The sequence below is a fragment of the Wolbachia endosymbiont (group A) of Colletes cunicularius genome, from assembly GCF_964264715.1.
Taxonomy (GTDB): Bacteria; Pseudomonadota; Alphaproteobacteria; order Rickettsiales; family Anaplasmataceae; genus Wolbachia.
The window spans coordinates 1,430,799-1,445,767 of record NZ_OZ183471.1; the positions used below are offsets into that span (position 1 = coordinate 1,430,799).

19 protein-coding genes, 3 tRNA genes and 2 pseudogenes are annotated in these 14,969 nt (G+C 35.8%); 8 read left to right on the top strand and 16 right to left on the bottom strand.

From position 1 onward, the window contains the following. Positions 1-14 precede the first annotated feature (14 nt). Positions 15-2,288, top strand: a complete 2,274-nt coding sequence (gene pnp, locus ACFELZ_RS08425; protein ID WP_375316146.1) for a polyribonucleotide nucleotidyltransferase — start codon at positions 15-17, stop codon at positions 2,286-2,288. Positions 2,289-2,491: 203 nt separating this feature from the next. Here pnp and rpe read toward each other — a convergent pair whose 3' ends face one another. Beyond that, complete coding sequence (gene rpe / locus ACFELZ_RS08430) at positions 2,492-3,172, bottom strand: ribulose-phosphate 3-epimerase (protein WP_375316147.1); 681 nt, start codon at positions 3,170-3,172, stop codon at positions 2,492-2,494. Between the two features lie 117 nt (positions 3,173-3,289). Further along, positions 3,290-3,718 carry an MJ0042-type zinc finger domain-containing protein gene (locus ACFELZ_RS08435; RefSeq protein WP_375316148.1) on the bottom strand — a complete coding sequence of 143 codons (429 nt, stop codon included), beginning with the start codon at positions 3,716-3,718 and terminating at the stop codon, positions 3,290-3,292. 73 nt (positions 3,719-3,791) lie between these two features. Here ACFELZ_RS08435 and dapD point away from each other — a divergent pair, with 73 nt between their 5' ends. Continuing rightward, positions 3,792-4,622: a 2,3,4,5-tetrahydropyridine-2,6-dicarboxylate N-succinyltransferase gene (gene dapD, locus ACFELZ_RS08440; RefSeq protein ID WP_375316149.1), complete on the top strand. Its 831-nt coding sequence runs from the start codon at positions 3,792-3,794 to the stop codon at positions 4,620-4,622. Positions 4,623-4,628: 6 nt separating this feature from the next. Here dapD and ACFELZ_RS08445 read toward each other — a convergent pair whose 3' ends face one another. Both ACFELZ_RS08445 and ACFELZ_RS08450 read right to left on the bottom strand, forming a co-directional pair. Next, a complete protein-coding gene (locus ACFELZ_RS08445) occupies positions 4,629-4,913 on the bottom strand; it encodes a DUF2610 domain-containing protein (RefSeq protein WP_007549418.1) in 285 nt (94 codons plus the stop codon). Further along, positions 4,914-5,306, bottom strand: coding sequence for a hypothetical protein (locus tag ACFELZ_RS08450; RefSeq protein WP_375316150.1), 393 nt, complete (start codon positions 5,304-5,306; stop codon positions 4,914-4,916). A gap of 80 nt (positions 5,307-5,386) precedes the next feature. On the opposite strand from ACFELZ_RS08450, the gene ACFELZ_RS08455 reads away from it, so the two are divergent. Beyond that, the gene (locus ACFELZ_RS08455; RefSeq protein WP_375316151.1) at positions 5,387-6,634 is read left to right on the top strand and encodes an SAM-dependent methyltransferase; all 1,248 of its coding nucleotides are present in this window, start codon (positions 5,387-5,389) and stop codon (positions 6,632-6,634) included. A gap of 126 nt (positions 6,635-6,760) precedes the next feature. Here ACFELZ_RS08455 and ACFELZ_RS08460 read toward each other — a convergent pair. Next, positions 6,761-6,847: transfer RNA gene (locus ACFELZ_RS08460), tRNA-Ser, on the bottom strand. Positions 6,848-6,908: 61 nt separating this feature from the next. Further along, positions 6,909-7,070, bottom strand: a pseudogene (locus ACFELZ_RS08465) (transposase); the annotation flags it as partial. A 134-nt stretch (positions 7,071-7,204) separates the two neighbouring features. Between ACFELZ_RS08465 and ACFELZ_RS08470 the strand changes: the two are divergent. Continuing rightward, complete coding sequence (locus ACFELZ_RS08470) at positions 7,205-8,065, top strand: IS982 family transposase (RefSeq protein ID WP_375315786.1); 861 nt, start codon at positions 7,205-7,207, stop codon at positions 8,063-8,065. A 63-nt stretch (positions 8,066-8,128) separates the two neighbouring features. On the opposite strand, the pseudogene ACFELZ_RS08475 reads toward ACFELZ_RS08470, so the two are convergent. Continuing rightward, positions 8,129-8,350: pseudogene (locus tag ACFELZ_RS08475) on the bottom strand (transposase); the annotation flags it as partial. A gap of 52 nt (positions 8,351-8,402) precedes the next feature. Continuing rightward, positions 8,403-8,717: an IS630 transposase-related protein gene (locus ACFELZ_RS08480; RefSeq protein WP_375316012.1), complete on the bottom strand. Its 315-nt coding sequence runs from the start codon at positions 8,715-8,717 to the stop codon at positions 8,403-8,405. 80 nt (positions 8,718-8,797) lie between these two features. Here ACFELZ_RS08480 and ACFELZ_RS08485 point away from each other — a divergent pair, with 80 nt between their 5' ends. The 3 genes from ACFELZ_RS08485 to ACFELZ_RS08495 are packed head-to-tail and all read left to right on the top strand — an operon-like array spanning position 8,798 to position 9,564. Then, entirely contained in the window at positions 8,798-8,995 is a 198-nt protein-coding gene (locus ACFELZ_RS08485) for a transposase (RefSeq protein ID WP_375315805.1), read from the top strand. A gap of 3 nt (positions 8,996-8,998) precedes the next feature. After that, positions 8,999-9,163, top strand: coding sequence for a hypothetical protein (locus ACFELZ_RS08490; RefSeq protein WP_375315781.1), 165 nt, complete (start codon positions 8,999-9,001; stop codon positions 9,161-9,163). Positions 9,164-9,180: 17 nt separating this feature from the next. After that, entirely contained in the window at positions 9,181-9,564 is a 384-nt protein-coding gene (locus ACFELZ_RS08495; protein ID WP_375316621.1) for a transposase, read from the top strand. A 50-nt stretch (positions 9,565-9,614) separates the two neighbouring features. Here ACFELZ_RS08495 and ACFELZ_RS08500 read toward each other — a convergent pair whose 3' ends face one another. The 8 genes from ACFELZ_RS08500 to ACFELZ_RS08535 form a co-directional block, all read right to left on the bottom strand. Continuing rightward, positions 9,615-10,352 carry a putative folate metabolism gamma-glutamate ligase gene (locus tag ACFELZ_RS08500; RefSeq protein WP_375316152.1) on the bottom strand — a complete coding sequence of 246 codons (738 nt, stop codon included), beginning with the start codon at positions 10,350-10,352 and terminating at the stop codon, positions 9,615-9,617. Position 10,353: 1 nt separating this feature from the next. After that, the gene (locus tag ACFELZ_RS08505; protein WP_375316153.1) at positions 10,354-10,833 is read right to left on the bottom strand and encodes a dihydrofolate reductase; all 480 of its coding nucleotides are present in this window, start codon (positions 10,831-10,833) and stop codon (positions 10,354-10,356) included. Next, positions 10,830-12,128, bottom strand: a complete 1,299-nt coding sequence (gene folP, locus ACFELZ_RS08510) for a dihydropteroate synthase (RefSeq protein WP_375316154.1) — start codon at positions 12,126-12,128, stop codon at positions 10,830-10,832. The genes ACFELZ_RS08505 and folP overlap by 4 nt, the downstream gene beginning before the upstream one ends. Next, complete coding sequence (locus ACFELZ_RS08515; RefSeq protein WP_253309583.1) at positions 12,128-12,523, bottom strand: dihydroneopterin aldolase; 396 nt, start codon at positions 12,521-12,523, stop codon at positions 12,128-12,130. The genes folP and ACFELZ_RS08515 overlap by 1 nt, the downstream gene beginning before the upstream one ends. A gap of 31 nt (positions 12,524-12,554) precedes the next feature. After that, on the bottom strand, positions 12,555-13,214 hold the full coding sequence (locus ACFELZ_RS08520) for a CADD family putative folate metabolism protein (RefSeq protein ID WP_375316155.1): 660 nt from the start codon (positions 13,212-13,214) through the stop codon (positions 12,555-12,557). 78 nt (positions 13,215-13,292) lie between these two features. Next, positions 13,293-13,369: transfer RNA gene (locus ACFELZ_RS08525), tRNA-Ile, on the bottom strand. 42 nt (positions 13,370-13,411) lie between these two features. Then, positions 13,412-13,735 carry a thioredoxin gene (gene trxA / locus ACFELZ_RS08530; RefSeq protein ID WP_375316156.1) on the bottom strand — a complete coding sequence of 108 codons (324 nt, stop codon included), beginning with the start codon at positions 13,733-13,735 and terminating at the stop codon, positions 13,412-13,414. A gap of 125 nt (positions 13,736-13,860) precedes the next feature. Continuing rightward, a complete protein-coding gene (locus ACFELZ_RS08535) occupies positions 13,861-14,481 on the bottom strand; it encodes a ribonuclease D (protein WP_375316157.1) in 621 nt (206 codons plus the stop codon). Between the two features lie 179 nt (positions 14,482-14,660). Between ACFELZ_RS08535 and ACFELZ_RS08540 the strand changes: the two genes are divergently transcribed. After that, positions 14,661-14,733, top strand: a tRNA-Gly gene (locus ACFELZ_RS08540). Positions 14,734-14,969: the final 236 nt, after the last annotated feature.

Consider the following 14,969-nt stretch of genomic DNA (forward strand, 5'->3'; position numbering starts at 1 on the left):
TCGAGGAATTTAGTATGTTTAAAATTATAAAAAAATCTATAGAGTGGGGTGGTCGTGCCTTATCTTTAGAAACAGGAAAAATAGCACGCCAAGCTCATGGTTCAGTAGTTGTAAATTACGGTGATACTTCTGTTTTAGTAACTGTTGTACGTAAAAAGAAGGAAGAAAGCGTTGATTTCCTACCTTTAAATGTGCAGTTTATCGCAAAAAGCTATGCCATGGGTAAGATCCCTGGTGGTTTTTTTAAAAGAGAAGGCAAGCCATCTGATAGAGAAACTTTAATCTCAAGAGTAATAGATAGGAGTGTAAGGCCACTCTTTCCAGAAGGATTTCATGATGAAATTAGTGTGGTGTGTAATCTATTAACTTATGATACAGTCAATCCTCCTGAAGTGCCAGCATTGATTGGTGCTGTTGCAGCTCTTGCGATTTCTGGTGTTCCTTTTCACTTTACTATAGCTGGAGTGATAGTTGGTTGTGATGAAAATAATAACTATATACTCAACCCTTCTGTTCAAGAGATGAAAGCAAGCAGCTTGGATCTGTTTTTGTCTGGTGATGAAAATTCGATTTTAATGGTTGAGTCAGAAGTGAAAGAGCTCTCTGAAGAAAATGTTTTTAATGCAATAAAATTTGGCCATGAACACCTTAAACCTGTCATTAAGCTCATAAAAGGGTTTGCTGATACAGTTGGCAATAAGCCTGAAAGCTTTGCTCCTGTTGATACATCAGATATAACACAAGAGCTCGAAAAATACGGTAAAGATTTTGAAAAAGCATATTCGCAAACAGTAAAACAAGAGCGAGTTCAAGCTCTAGAAGCGGTCAGAGAGAATATATTGAATACTCTTAAAGAGACTGGAAAAGATGAAAAGTTAATTACGTATGCAGTAAAAAACTTTGAAAGATCTTTAGTACGTGAAATAATTAGGAAGAAAGGTGTAAGGATAGACGGTCGTAAGCATGATGAGATACGTCAGATAGAAGTTGAAGTTGATATTCTGTCCAGAACTCACGGTTCTGCACTATTTACAAGAGGCAATACTCAGGCACTGGTTGTTACTGCTCTTGGCACTACTCAAGATGAGCAAATTGTGGATGATATTGAAGGGGATAGACGTGAGCATTTCATGTTGCATTATAACTTTCCCTCATTTGCTGTTGGAGAAACTTCTGCTGCACGTGCACCAGGAAGAAGAGAAATCGGTCATGGCAAACTTGCTTGGAAAGCAATTCATCCTGTTTTACCCGATAAATCTGAATTTCCTTATACAATAAGAGTAGTGTCCGAAATTTTGGAGTCTGATGGTTCTTCTTCTATGGCAACAGTTTGTGGGACTTCTCTTGCTTTAATGGATACGGGTGTACCAATAAAGGCCCCTGTTGCTGGAATTGCTATGGGCCTTATTAAAGATAAAGACGAGTATGTAATACTTTCCGATATATTGGGTGATGAAGATTATCTTGGTGATATGGACTTTAAAGTAGCAGGAACTAGTGAAGGAATTACGGCACTGCAAATGGACATGAAAATTTCTGGTATAAGCTTTGAAATTGTTGAAAAATCTTTAGAACAGGCAAAAGCTGGAAGATTACATATTTTAGAAAAAATGAATGCAGTGATTTCAGAACACAGTGATGACATCAAAGACCATGCACCAAGGATGTTATCATTTTACATAGATAAAGACAAAATTTCTGCAGCTATTGGTGCTAAAGGAAAAAATATACGCAGTGTGTGTGAAAGAAGTAATGCAAAAATTGAAATAGGAGATGATGGTAAAGTTTCTGTTTTTGCCACGAGTGGCACTGAAGCTGAAATTGCAAAGAGTATGATGATTGATTCAATAACAGAACTAGAACAAGGTTCTATAGTTGATGTCAAAGTTGTAAAAATAGAGAAGTCTATTGTAGAGCTTGAATTTCTTAATGGCAGAAAAGGAAAAATGCACATAAGTGAAGTAGCTAATGAACACATAGATTCTATAGAGAGCATACTTAAACAAGATGATACTTTCAAAGCACTAGTAATTGACTTCGAAAAAGGTGGATGTCCAAAGTTGTCAAGACGTCGAGTTGATCAAGAGACGGGAGAGTTTTTTGAAGGTGAGCTTTACAACGAGGAAAGGAAAGATGGTCCAAATGACAGGGATAATTATTACAATAATTCATTTAATAGAAAACCTGGAGGAAGTTACCATAAGAAGCCTTCTCGTCCTCGTTCTGGTTTCAGCAACAGAAATAGGCCGAAATTTGGTAATAATGATTCATCATCAGGCTTTTATTAAGAGTAAACTTCTTGCGTTACCTCTTGTCATCCAAGTAGCTTGACTACTTGGACCAGAGACTTTTTCAAATTGGTAGATAATAGAAATAATTTGTGTTAACTAGCTAAAGATCTTAGGTTTGCCAACATTCCGCTACGTGTTAGCGGCTGAGATACCGCGAATGAATCGCGGTATGACGTAGGGCTGCACTAGCTTATATAGGATTACCACGATGGATTTTTAAGATCATTTACGGCCTTCTTAATATCTTCAGCCTTGAATATCGCCGATCCCGCAACTAAAATATCAGCACCTGCTTTTATTATATAAGCTGCGTTAGAAAAGTTAATTCCACCATCTACTGAAATTTGTGTTTTAAGATTACGCTCCTGTATCATTTTTTTTATAGTAGATATCTTGTTCAACTGTGAATGAATAAATTCCTGCCCTCCAAAGCCAGGGTTGACTGTCATAATCAGCACAATATCTAGCTCATGTATTATGTATTCAAGCACACTTGGAGAAGTTGAAGGAACAATTGAGACTCCAGCTTGAATCGGTTTTTTTGCGTCGTTTACATTTTTGTATGACTTTATCTTTCTTATCAACCTCTCAAGGTGTATCTCTGCTTCTGCATGTACAGTGATAATATCAGCACCAGCATTTATAAAGCTTTCAATGTGGTTAACAGGAGATTTGACCATTAAATGCACATCAAAAGGAAGATTGCTATATTTACGTATTGCAGAGACAACGCTAGGACCAATTGTAATATTTGGAACGAAATTCCCATCCATAACGTCTATGTGTATGTAATCTACACCTAAATCGCTAATTTTTCTTACTTCTTCTCCTAATTTTGCAAAGTCTGCTGAAAGTATAGAAGGTGCAATTTTAATGCTCATAAGCTGTTTTTTACTAAAAAATAACTTATTTTTAAAACTCTGTCACCCTAATACTATTTGCATCACCTGAGTAGCTATAGGAACTGGATACCGATATCGGCGATGGTTTATGCCTATTTAACTAGATCTTAAATTAGATAAAAAAAGGTAGTCTTGATAAAACTTATTTACAACAAGTTTTTTTACATTTGGATTTTCTGTTTGTTCTTTTTTGTACCCTAATTTATAGCTTATTGAATCCTTATATGAACTGATCGTTTTGTATGCTTTGTTCATCTCTCTAGGAAAGATGCCATTAGCAATTACGACGCATAACCCTGTAGCTGTTGCAAAAGCTAGAGTGGTAAATGCTAGATTTTGTAAAAAATTCCTTCCACTAATTTTTTTTTCCTGTATATTAGCAGAGTGCGATTTGTTTGACGCTTCTTCTAGATGTTCATGCCATATATGATTGCAGTTCGTACACTTTACCTTTCTTCCAAATACACCAATTTGCTCAGAAGATACCAAGTAAGTTTTAGTACAACTACTACATTGTATTTTCATAGCACTTACATATAAAGTAGTAACAAGCTCAAATGATACAGAGCTATAAATTTAATATTAATATATATAACAAATGGAAGGTTTGCAACTAAAAAAAACACAAAGTGAGATAGAAAATATCTGGAAAAATAGAGAAAAATTTAATGACTGTAACCTAAAGGAAACAGCAAGAATAGCAATTAAAGAGGTAATTGAGCTCCTTGATAGTGGCAAAATTAGAGTAGCAGAAAAGCTATCAAGTGGAGAATGGGTAGTACATAAGTGGATAAAGCAGGCAATATTATTACATTTTCTCACTGAAAAAAACAAAATAATAGACAATACCAATTGCTGGTTTGACAAGATCGGTAACAAATTTAGTGAATGGAATGAGGAGAAATTTCGCCAGTTAAAAATTAGAGCAGTTCCTGGGTGTTTTGTCCGCCGATCTGCTTATATAGGTACAAATGTTGTTATAATGCCAAGTTTTATCAACGTTGGTGCATATGTTGATTCAGGAACAATGATAGATACCTGGTCAACGATTGGTAGCTGTGCGCAAATAGGAAAAAACTGCCATATTTCCGGTGGAGTGGGAATAGGTGGAGTCCTTGAGCCTATTCAAGCTTCACCTGTCATTATAGAAGATAATTGCTTTATTGGAGCACGTAGCGAGGTAGCCGAGGGTGTGGTAGTGAGAGAAGGATCAGTCCTTGGCATGGGTGTGTTTATTGGAGCATCAACAAAGATTATTGATAGAGAAACTAGCGAGGTATTTTATGGCGAAGTGCCACCTTATTCTGTAGTGGTACCAGGGTCTATTCCATCTAAAAATGACATTTCAACCAATTGTGCAGTCATAGTAAAAAAAGTGGATGAAAAGACGAGATCGAAAGTCTCTATAAATGAAATATTGAGGGATTAAACTATCTCACTGCTTGTCGTCACTTTTTTTATCATTATTACTAACCACAGTAATGGCATACGCGCATAGCTCTGAGAAAGAGACTCCATTTTCTTGAGATAGTTTATATAATTTTTGTAGACTTTCTTTTACTTTATTAGGGATATTCCCTCCACGTTCTTTTACAAGCCAGGAATCTTGATGATGAATTGGATGAGCATCACTTTTTGGATTTCCTATATATATTGCAAAAGGTGAACTTTGCCCTTTGAAGTCACATTGTACAGTAAATTTTTTTATAGATTCAGCCATCTAAAGACCTCTACTTTTCTTTTTGGTCGATTTTATAGCAGGTAGAAGAGGTGGTTTCTTTATAAAATCTTGTCTATTGACAACACTTTCTTTACCTTCTAAAGCTCGGCGAACATCAGCTCTGCTTAATTGCGACTCTTTTGCTACCTTCATTCCATGCTTTGCCATAATATTAGCATATGCTAGTACTTTTTTTACCAATTCTAGATCACCATTTAGCATTTGAACTAGCACTTGAAACACTTCCGCTAAAGTTAGTCCATCAGCATTTATAACCTTGTTTTCTATAAAATTGACAGCTTCTTCAAATTTGTATTCAATACTATCATCTTGAGGTATAAGGGCAACATAATCGGTGTTTTTGTCGTCCATAACTGAAGCACTATTACTCATAAACTTAAGTTTATACTATATATATAAATACTCTACTATTTTATATTATGGTACGCTATAGTTAAACATTCATTAATAACATGCTCACTTATATACACGAATTAATTGACAAAAGTCAAGGATCAATATCCATCAGTGATTTCATGAATGCCGTTTTGTACCATGAAAAATACGGCTATTATACGAGTAGATTACCACTTGGTAAGGATGGTGATTTTACTACTGCACCTGAGATCAGCCAATTATTTGGTGAAGTAATTGCAGTTTGGATAATGCATACATGGGAAAAATTAGGAAAGCCATCAAAATTTTCTCTAGTTGAACTTGGGCCAGGCAAAGGAACACTCATTCACGATATAATAAGAGTCACTAAAAAATACAGCAGCTTTTTTAATTCAATGTTGATCCACTTAGTTGAAATAAGCCCTACTTTACGGAAGATACAAAAGGAAAAATTAAAAGGCTTAGATGTTAATTGGCACAAAGATATTGACAACCTACCAGAACAACCAACCATTTTTTTAGCAAATGAGTTCTTTGACGCTCTTCCGATAGATCAGTTTGTATATCGTGATGAGGGGTGGTATGAAAATATGGTGACAAAACAAGGCGATAACGGTCTCAAAATTGTGCAAACTGCTCAACCAGACTGGACTCCAGCATCAAGCACACAGCTATACGAACGTTGTGATACAAGGGTAATTCCCACCAAGAATGATGTCATCCCAGTGCCCAGACACTGGGATCCAGAAAACTTAATTGTAAATGAGCACACTGAGCAGTTGTATAATAAACACTGGATTCCAGCGTCATTCACTGGAATGACACCACCTGCTACTCAAATTACCTGTAAATTGCAACGTTCGTACAATTATGCATCAAGCGCTGGAACGGCAAATGGAAAACTTTTTAATGGTGCAGTGGTGGAAATATGTTCAACTGGGGTTGAAATATTAAAAAAACTTGAGAAGAAGATACATAATAATAAAGGAGCTGCTTTGATTATAGATTACGGTTATGTATACCCCGCATATAAGAGCACTTTGCAATCGATAAAACAACATAAGTATGCTAATTTTCTTGAGAATGTTGGTAATAGTGATATTACTGCACTTGTGAACTTTCAAGCATTAAAAGATTCATTAAAACACGTAGATTGCGAGATTTTAACTCAAAGAGAATTTTTGTATCTTTTTGGCATAAAAGAAAGAACCCAGGCTTTAATGAAAAGCGCAAGTGATGAACAAAAGAATAGGATCTTTAGTGAATTCTTAAGGTTGACTGAAAATATGGGCACTCTTTTTAAAGCAATGCTATTGATAGCATAGCTAAAGTAATTTATGTTATTGGATAAGTTAAAAATATGATATAAATGAGATAAGAGGGAGTTACTCACTATAGGAATAGAGTTGTGCGCGCGACCGAGGGTTTTATACCATTCTAGAAGTAATATGCGGAAAAGGGGGGATTCGAACCCCCGACATATTTTCATATGTGCACGCTTTCCAAGCGTGTGCTTTAGACCACTCAGCCACCTTTCCATGCTTATTCATAATATTGAAAATTGTACTGCTAAACAATATAAAAACCTGGTATATATAGCTAACCAAAGTAAGATTTCCCCGAGAGCTGAAAGACAAAATCAATAGCCGAATTAATATTGGGCCAAAAGCTTGGCAGCACTTTTCTTATGGCATGCTTAATGGCAAACCAGAACTTCTCAATCGGATTTAAATCCGGTGAGTATGGCGGCAAGAACAAAATTTTACACCCAACATTTTCTATCACATTTTTCGTTCTTGCAGATTTATGAACGTGAATTCTGGATTAAAGGAGAATAGAAGAGGCAAGAAAACAGGGTAAACTCAGCAGTGATAAAAAAATAGATGAGGTTACCCATGGAAGATATAACAAAACTGTTTTGTTTGGTCGATGATTTTTGCAGAGATATAGAGAAAAATTTTGCAGATAAACTACTGCCAAATGGTAAAAACCCCACAAGAACAACGGAAATTGAGCACTCCGAAATCATGACAATAATCCTGCTATATCAACAATCTCCGTGTAAAACTTTCTATCTACATTACCTAACGTTGCTCTACAAATCAGAGTTTCCAAAGTTACCTTCATATACCAGGTTTGTTGCTCTAAAGCCTAGGGTTTTGTGGCATTTAGCAATGTTGTTGCATTGGCTTTGTGGACAGTCAGAAAACACTGGAATTTCATATATAGACACAACTCCCATTGCAGTTTGTCATGCAAAAAGAATATCCAAAAACAAAGTTTTTGCTGGAATTGCAAAATTAAGCAAGAGCACTTACGGCTGGTTTTTTGGTTTCAAATTACATATGGTAATCAATGAAAATGTTGAAATTCATGCACTTACGCTAACAAAAGGCAATGTTGATGATAGGATACCTGTGCCAAATCTGACGGAAAAATTAATCGGTCTTTTGTTTGGTGACAAAGGTTATATTGCAAAAGAGCTTTTTCAGAAGCTGTTTGACCGAGGTTTGAAACTTGTTACCAAGGTGAAAAAAGGTATGAAAAATACATTGATTTCGTTAAATGAGAAGATTTTACTGAGAAAAAGGTCTATCATTGAGACTGTTTTTGGTTACCTAAAAAATAGACTAGAAATTGAACACACTCGCCATAGATCCCCTGTTAATTTTTTGGTTCATATCTTTTCTACTCTCATTTCCTATTCCATCAAATCCACAAAGCCTTCTATTTCCTATACTTTCTTCCTTCCTTAATCCAGAATTCGCGTTATGAAAGCTTGCATTATCGAGAACAATAGTCTGTCCAGGTTTTAATATAGGAACAAGTATATTTTCTACATAAGCATCAAAAATCTCGCTGTTGCAGTAGCCCTCAATTACCCAGGAAGCTTTAACTTTTCCCTCATTTAGTGCTCCTATTATGCTTACCCTCTTTCTTTTAAACCCTGGTTTATCGGCAAATAACCTCTTGCCTTTTTGAGACCACCCATATTCATAAAATCTGTTGTCTTCTACTCCAGAGTCATCTATGAATATCAAGTTTTCTTTTTCTATTCCTTCTATTTTTTTTATGAACTCCTTGCGTTTCTCTTCATTCCTTTCCTGATAAAGAAAAGTTTTTTTTATATGTATAGTTTACTTTTTTAAGATAATTGTAGACTGTGCCTTTGCACATGTTGCCAAATTTTTCAATTATTTTTTCAACCGTAATATCTCGGTTTTCATCCAGAAATTTGACAAAGCCATCTAAGTATTTAATTTTATGACTATGTCCCTTTTGGTAGCCTGAAGACGGTTTTATACTTCCTGTTTCTTCTCTTCTTTTCCTCCACCAGTATATAGTTTTTCTATCAATTTTGAACATCTTGCTTACTTCTTCCATAGTCATTTTTTTCTCGTCAACCACTTTTAAAACTCGTTCCCTCAGAGCCTGTCTTCAAACTAAGTAGAAAGGAGTTAAGAAGTGTGTTATAAGATATATTTTAAATGTACCCAAGCGATATAAGTGACAAAGAATGGAAGATAATAGAGCTATATTTTGAACCTAAAAAGACCGGCAGACCAAGAAAACATAGTATTAGAACAATTATTAACGCAATCCGCTATATGATGAGAACAGGATGTCAATGGAGACAACTGCCTAAAGATTTTCCACCATGGAAAACAGTGTATAGTTGTAATTAGCGATTGAAAAAAAGTGGAATATGGCAAGAGATTCATGATTTTCTAGTTAAAAAAGTAAGAGAGATAATTGGTAAGAATGAAACTCCATCAGTGGGAATAATAGATAGCCAATCAGTAAAAACTACTCAAAAAGGGGATCCAGAGGATATGATGCTGGCAAGAAAGTAAAGGGTAGAAAGCGCCACATCGTTGTAGATACTGTAGGTCTTGTAATTGCTGCTGAAGTACAAAGTGCAAGCATTCAGGATCTTGATGGTGCACTAAATCTTTTTGTTCAAGCCAAATGCAAAGCTCCAACATTACATAAGTTTTTTGCTGATCAAGGATACACAGGTAAATTGCAAAACCTCTGCTTATTGGAAACTGGATGTTTATTGACGATTACCAAGAAAATAGTTGATACAGGATTTCAGGTTATTCCCAAACGTTGGATTGTTGAGAGAACCTTTGCTTGGCTCTCCAATTTTAGACGTATGAGTAAGGATTATGAGCATTCTCCTCTCACTTCAAAAAATAACATCTTCTTTAATATGATCACTATTATGCTTCACAAATTAGCTCATTCTTGAGTTTGAAGACAGGCTCTTATAAAGGAATAGCAAATTTTTTAAGTTTCTCTTTAATTCTTCAACCAACGGGCTCCCATGAGGAGAGGAGAGTAAAGATCTTTTTTCATAGATATCTTAACACTTTTTTCTTCTTTTGTAGTTGGCGGACGAGTAAGAAAGTGAACCTTTGGTGCACCACTAATTATTGCCATTGGTGTTTGCTCTGCCCCTTCTCCCATAACTAAAACAGCAGATGTTGCCAGTGCATCAAGAAGATTGACTTGTGTTACTTGCAGTGATTGATTATAAAGATCTGGCTTGCCTATATAGGAATAAAGTGGTTCAAATCCACACCAACCAAGAGCAACGCCCGTAACCCCACGACGCATAGGTGTTACATTACTATCTGTAATCAAAATACCAAGATGTTTTATGCAGTGTTTTGTCTTGAGATAGTTCCATATTGATAGAGCTGTTTTCTGAACATCTTTTGGATATAGAATATACACCTCATTACCATTTGATTCATCAATACCAGCAGATGGAATTAAGATATTATCTTTAATCGTTAAACAGATACTATGAGGATTGTGGTCCACATCAACAATTGCATCAGCTTCTCTTTTGATTAGCTCTTCTTTAGAACAAGCAGTTTTGCAAACTACTTGTTTTTGACAAACGGAAATGATTTTTGATGTGATAGCAAGAACAACTTCCTCTCTTAGCAACTCTGAAACATAGCAATCAAGAACTTGCTCTAATACTTCTCCACATTCAATGCGGTGGGTATAAATTGCTTCAATATGCATATTAACGTGTTAGCTTGCATATAGTATAGTCTTTTGTTTTGGTAAGAATAGTTTTATTCCATCTATCAAGAAGTGTTAAGTTGAAATATACATCACCTTCATAAGGTCTGTGAATTTCTGTTATGATAAACTCTGAAATTAGATCATACTCCAAAAAAAGGTGCGCTATTTGTGCTCCACCAATCATGAAGATTTGAGGGTAACTCCAATTACCTTGGATTGACAAGAACTCTTGCATAGAAGAAATAATAGTGCATTCTATGCCTTTATTAAAACAAGGACTTAATTTGTTACGAGAAAAAACAATAGGCTTTAATATGTTTTGTGGTATTGTTTCAAATGTTTTTCTTCCCATCACAATAACTTGTTTGTCAGTCACTTGACGAAAATGATCTAACTCACTTGGATAATGCCAGGGCAATCCATTATTTATTCCAATCACCCCCTTGGGATCAACAGCCATAATTCCGATAATCTTCATTCCTGTAAAGCAGCTTGAGCTACAAAAAATCGCATGTGATCACGCACATTATGCACTCGAAGGAAATCAACCTTGTTGTGCAATGCAGATGATAAAGCAATTGTTTCTAAATCTCGGTTAAAGACAGGTTCTGTAGAAAAAGAAGAAATAAATGACTTTCTAGAATGACCAACCAGAACTTTGCAGCCAAAACTTCGCAATGCTTCTATATTGCGTAAAAGCCAGATATTCTGATATAGAGATTTTCCAAAACCAATACCAGGATCAATAATTATCGAGCTTTGATCAAAACCTAGGGTAAGTAACCTGCTAATGCTCTTCTCTGCCCAATTATTTATGATATCAATTGGGTCAGTGTCGTCTGGAATAATGTTGTCTCTATGTGGTGGTATTGAAAGTGAATGCATAATAACGATGCTGCAACCATTACTAGCAATTGCTTTTAAGGTATTATTATCTAGAGCTTCCTTCTGATCGTTTACCCAGGCAATGTTGTAGTGTTCCAAAACATTTAAAATAACGTCTGGCCAGAAGCTATCAATGCTGACTTTAATATCGCCAGCTTTCATATAATTGCTAAGATTATCAAGTACTGGCTTTAGACGTGCATACTCTTCCTCTGGGATCTGCATTAAAGATCCAGGTCTTGTTGATTGAGCACCAAGTTCAACTATGCTTGCACCATCTGATAACAGCCGCAGTGCCTGCTTGGTTGCTTGATCTGAATCATAATAAAGACCACCATCTGAAAATGAATCAGGAGTAATATTGACAATACCTACAAGCTCTGGTGAAAGCGTAAAACTCTTTAAAAAACAATCTTGAATGTTAGGGATATCATAAGCAACAGTACCGAACGTCTTGTTGATTATTGGAGTATTATCCATAGGGTTCAGCATTGCCATCAAGTGAAGCAAAAATGGTCTGTTTATCAATTCTGGGTGAGGAATTCTAAGGTAGGGTGTATCGAGCGTTAGATCATCCCATAACAAAATATCCAAATCAATAACGCGAGGTGCCCACTTTTCATAGACCTGCGGACGGCCAATATCACACTCAATTTGTTTTAGACCTTTTAATAGCTCTTCGGGAGAAGAAGAACAACTTCCATAGACAATCATGTTGAGAAATGGCTTATCCCACTCAGGTGGAGCACCGTTTGGTAAAATGGCCTTAGTTTCTAGAATGATCGAAGACTTTAAATCTTTAAAATAGCGTTCCTTTAGTAACTGAGCAGCCCTTTGTAAATGGGAAAAGCGATTTCCTATATTTGAGCCAATAGAAATATAGATCATTAGTTATCTTCCTGTTCTTGTAATGTATTACAATAAGTAAAGAGAACACCTCCATGCACACCGGGAACGGGTGGTGCAACTTTGTGAGTAGTCACTCTTATGGAAGAAATAATATGTTTTTTTTGCACCAAAAGATTATTAATGGCTCTGTATATATCATGGGTTAAGTGCTCGATTAAATTGAATTGCTTGCTTTGAACGAGAGATTGAATACTCTGAACTACCTCCAAGTAGCATATAGTATCCTCAAGCCGGTCAGTTGTAAGTCCTAAAGGGGGGGATTTAAAGGTAAAATCAATATTAACACTAACTAATTGAGAATGAAACTTCTCTTCTGCACTACATCCTAAATGAACCCAAAGCCGCAGGTCAGATATAAGAAGATTACATTGCATTTTAATATCACTGAGTTTAATCTACTTACAATTAATGACACACACTAGCGTTCATCATCCCGTCAAGAAAACCCCACAAGAGTTTTGCTCCTTTTTTAGCGCCTTGCATGGCTTTCTCTTGCTCTTCTTCGCTTAAGTCTGCAATAAGATTTGCACATTCCTCAGAATGCCATTTATCAGCATGCATATGAACCGTAAAAAATTGAAGAGAACGCTCATCACTTATTGAATAGTGTTTTTTTAAACCTTCAATTTTAGACTTAGAAACCTCTGGAGTTTGACGTTCATAAGCATAAAGTGCACCCAAACCGGAAGCAAAGTCTGATCGTACAATATCAAAGTAACCATCAACTAACTCCTGTGTCTCTTTAATCTGTGCATCCTTATGGAGATCAGACCGTGTTACACCAAGCCCTTCAGCAAAACGTTTCCATAACTCTGGGTGATTTTCATCACCTTGTTCTTCTTCTATCAAATTACCAAGCAAAACCTGTCGCATTTTTAGATCTGGGCACAAAAAATGTATACCACTGATATAACGAGGAAACGCAGCAACGTGGTGATAATACTCTTTAGCATAGGTTTGTAAAGCTTGCAAGCTTAAGCTTCCTGTATTCCATGATTGGTAGAATGGATGATTTAGTAAGTGCAACTCATCTAACTTATTATTCAAAGATTTAGTAAATTCCATTATTTCCTCTATTATATCAACATATAATTCATATACTATAGTTTTCTCATTGTTACGATCATGCTAAGATCAACACAATGGTGGGATTGGTAGGACTCGAACCTACGACCAATTCGTTATGAGCGAACTGCTCTAACCGACTGAGCTACAATCCCTTTTATCAATATTTATAATACACACAAAAGCAAATTTGTCTATTAGCTTATTTCACTATCAACCCAACTTAGCAAATCATTTGTTGCACCAATTTTGCGTGCAATTTCCTTACCATCTTGAAATATGATTAAAGTGGGTATAGATTGCACTCCATACTTACTTGGCACTTCAGTCCCTTCATCTATGTCGAACTTGCAGATCTTAATCTTGCCTTTTCTGTCTTTAGCCAACTGTTCAATACGCGGCATTAGACTTTTACATGGCCCACACCATTCTGCCCAAAAGTCTATCAGAACAAACCCTTTATAGTCAGTTACTTCAGATTTGAAATTTTGATTATTTACTGATATAATGTCATCACTCATAAAATACCTAAACTTAGAACGATTGCTTGTAAAATATAGCGCATCAATCAACAGTTAATCAACTAAATTCTTCTGAAAAATTGCCCTAAAGTGCCTTGCACAAACAAAAAACTTCTCACAAATGGTTATATCTGATGATTAAAGATATCCACGTTTTCCCAACCCATTAAGTCTAACTCAATGCGAGTAGGAAGAAATTCAAAGCACTTTTGGGCCAATTCTTTTCTATTTTCACGTTCCAACATTAAATCTAGCTTTTCCTTTATCTTATGGAGATACAAAACATCAGATGCAGCATAACTTTTTTGTTTATCTGTCAAATTTTCATTTCCCCAATCAGAAGATTGCTGTTGCTTATTTAATTTGGTATCAAGTAGTTCTAAGCACAGTTCTTTTAAGCTATGATTATCTGTGTAAGTGCGAACTAACCGTGAAGCTATTTTTGTGCAATAGCACGGAAGTGCCCAAGTTTTCAAGTAATAATGTATTATGCTCAGATCAAATCGCGCGAAGTGAAATATTTTAGTTATATTTTTATCCTCTAATATTTTTCTCAAATTTGGCGCTGTGTAATCGTTCTTGAGTTGAACTAAGTGAACGTTGCCATCATTAAAAGAGAGCTGCACAAGGCATAATCTATCTCTGCTATGAAGTAGCCCCATTGCCTCGGTATCAACAGCTATAGAACTCATATCATCTGGTATTGAACTAGCTGGCAAGTCGTCTTTATATAAAAATATCCCCATAAAATTAATACATTTTTTGGCACAATTGAAAACCTATGATAATCAAAAATGAGCCTTAAGTATACGAAAAGATCATAGAAGGAACCACGCAAATTTATGGGCTCTCACATTTTTCGTGTACACGGGGTTTACAAATCGCTGTATATGCCTATAATTAAGTAAATTTAGGTTAATTAATTGCGGGAGTAGCTCAGTTGGTAGAGCGCAACCTTGCCAAGGTTGAGGTCGAGGGTTCGAACCCCTTCTCCCGCTCTTTACTTTCAAAATCATTTCGTCAAAAATCCCTTGACACATTTCGCCAGCCCCCTTATTGTAGTACTAAGGGTATTTATGACTCAAAACTTGTTTTTGACCTGCAGGCTCAATGACAAAATTCAGTAAAAAACTTAGGGTATTTATTGGCGGATTACATAAAATTATAGCGGCTGCATGTCTTTTAAATTTTTTCTACATTCAGCCAAACCGCGCTTAAACTAAGCGTCAGCACA

Bases quoted from the DNA above. Each gene is read 5' to 3' on its own strand.
- pnp (WP_375316146.1), top strand. From the start codon at position 15: ATGTTTAAAATTATAAAAAAATCTATAGAGTGGGGTGGTCGTGCCTTA.
- rpe (WP_375316147.1), bottom strand. From the start codon at position 3,172: ATGAGCATTAAAATTGCACCTTCTATACTTTCAGCAGACTTTGCAAAA.
- ACFELZ_RS08435 (WP_375316148.1), bottom strand. From the start codon at position 3,718: ATGAAAATACAATGTAGTAGTTGTACTAAAACTTACTTGGTATCTTCT.
- dapD (WP_375316149.1), top strand. From the start codon at position 3,792: ATGGAAGGTTTGCAACTAAAAAAAACACAAAGTGAGATAGAAAATATC.
- ACFELZ_RS08445 (WP_007549418.1), bottom strand. From the start codon at position 4,913: ATGGCTGAATCTATAAAAAAATTTACTGTACAATGTGACTTCAAAGGG.
- ACFELZ_RS08450 (WP_375316150.1), bottom strand. From the start codon at position 5,306: ATGAGTAATAGTGCTTCAGTTATGGACGACAAAAACACCGATTATGTT.
- ACFELZ_RS08455 (WP_375316151.1), top strand. From the start codon at position 5,387: ATGCTCACTTATATACACGAATTAATTGACAAAAGTCAAGGATCAATA.
- ACFELZ_RS08470 (WP_375315786.1), top strand. From the start codon at position 7,205: ATGGAAGATATAACAAAACTGTTTTGTTTGGTCGATGATTTTTGCAGA.
- ACFELZ_RS08485 (WP_375315805.1), top strand. From the start codon at position 8,798: ATGTACCCAAGCGATATAAGTGACAAAGAATGGAAGATAATAGAGCTA.
- ACFELZ_RS08500 (WP_375316152.1), bottom strand. From the start codon at position 10,352: ATGCATATTGAAGCAATTTATACCCACCGCATTGAATGTGGAGAAGTA.
- ACFELZ_RS08505 (WP_375316153.1), bottom strand. From the start codon at position 10,833: ATGAAGATTATCGGAATTATGGCTGTTGATCCCAAGGGGGTGATTGGA.
- folP (WP_375316154.1), bottom strand. From the start codon at position 12,128: ATGATCTATATTTCTATTGGCTCAAATATAGGAAATCGCTTTTCCCAT.
- ACFELZ_RS08515 (WP_253309583.1), bottom strand. From the start codon at position 12,523: ATGCAATGTAATCTTCTTATATCTGACCTGCGGCTTTGGGTTCATTTA.
- ACFELZ_RS08520 (WP_375316155.1), bottom strand. From the start codon at position 13,214: ATGGAATTTACTAAATCTTTGAATAATAAGTTAGATGAGTTGCACTTA.
- trxA (WP_375316156.1), bottom strand. From the start codon at position 13,735: ATGAGTGATGACATTATATCAGTAAATAATCAAAATTTCAAATCTGAA.
- ACFELZ_RS08535 (WP_375316157.1), bottom strand. From the start codon at position 14,481: ATGGGGATATTTTTATATAAAGACGACTTGCCAGCTAGTTCAATACCA.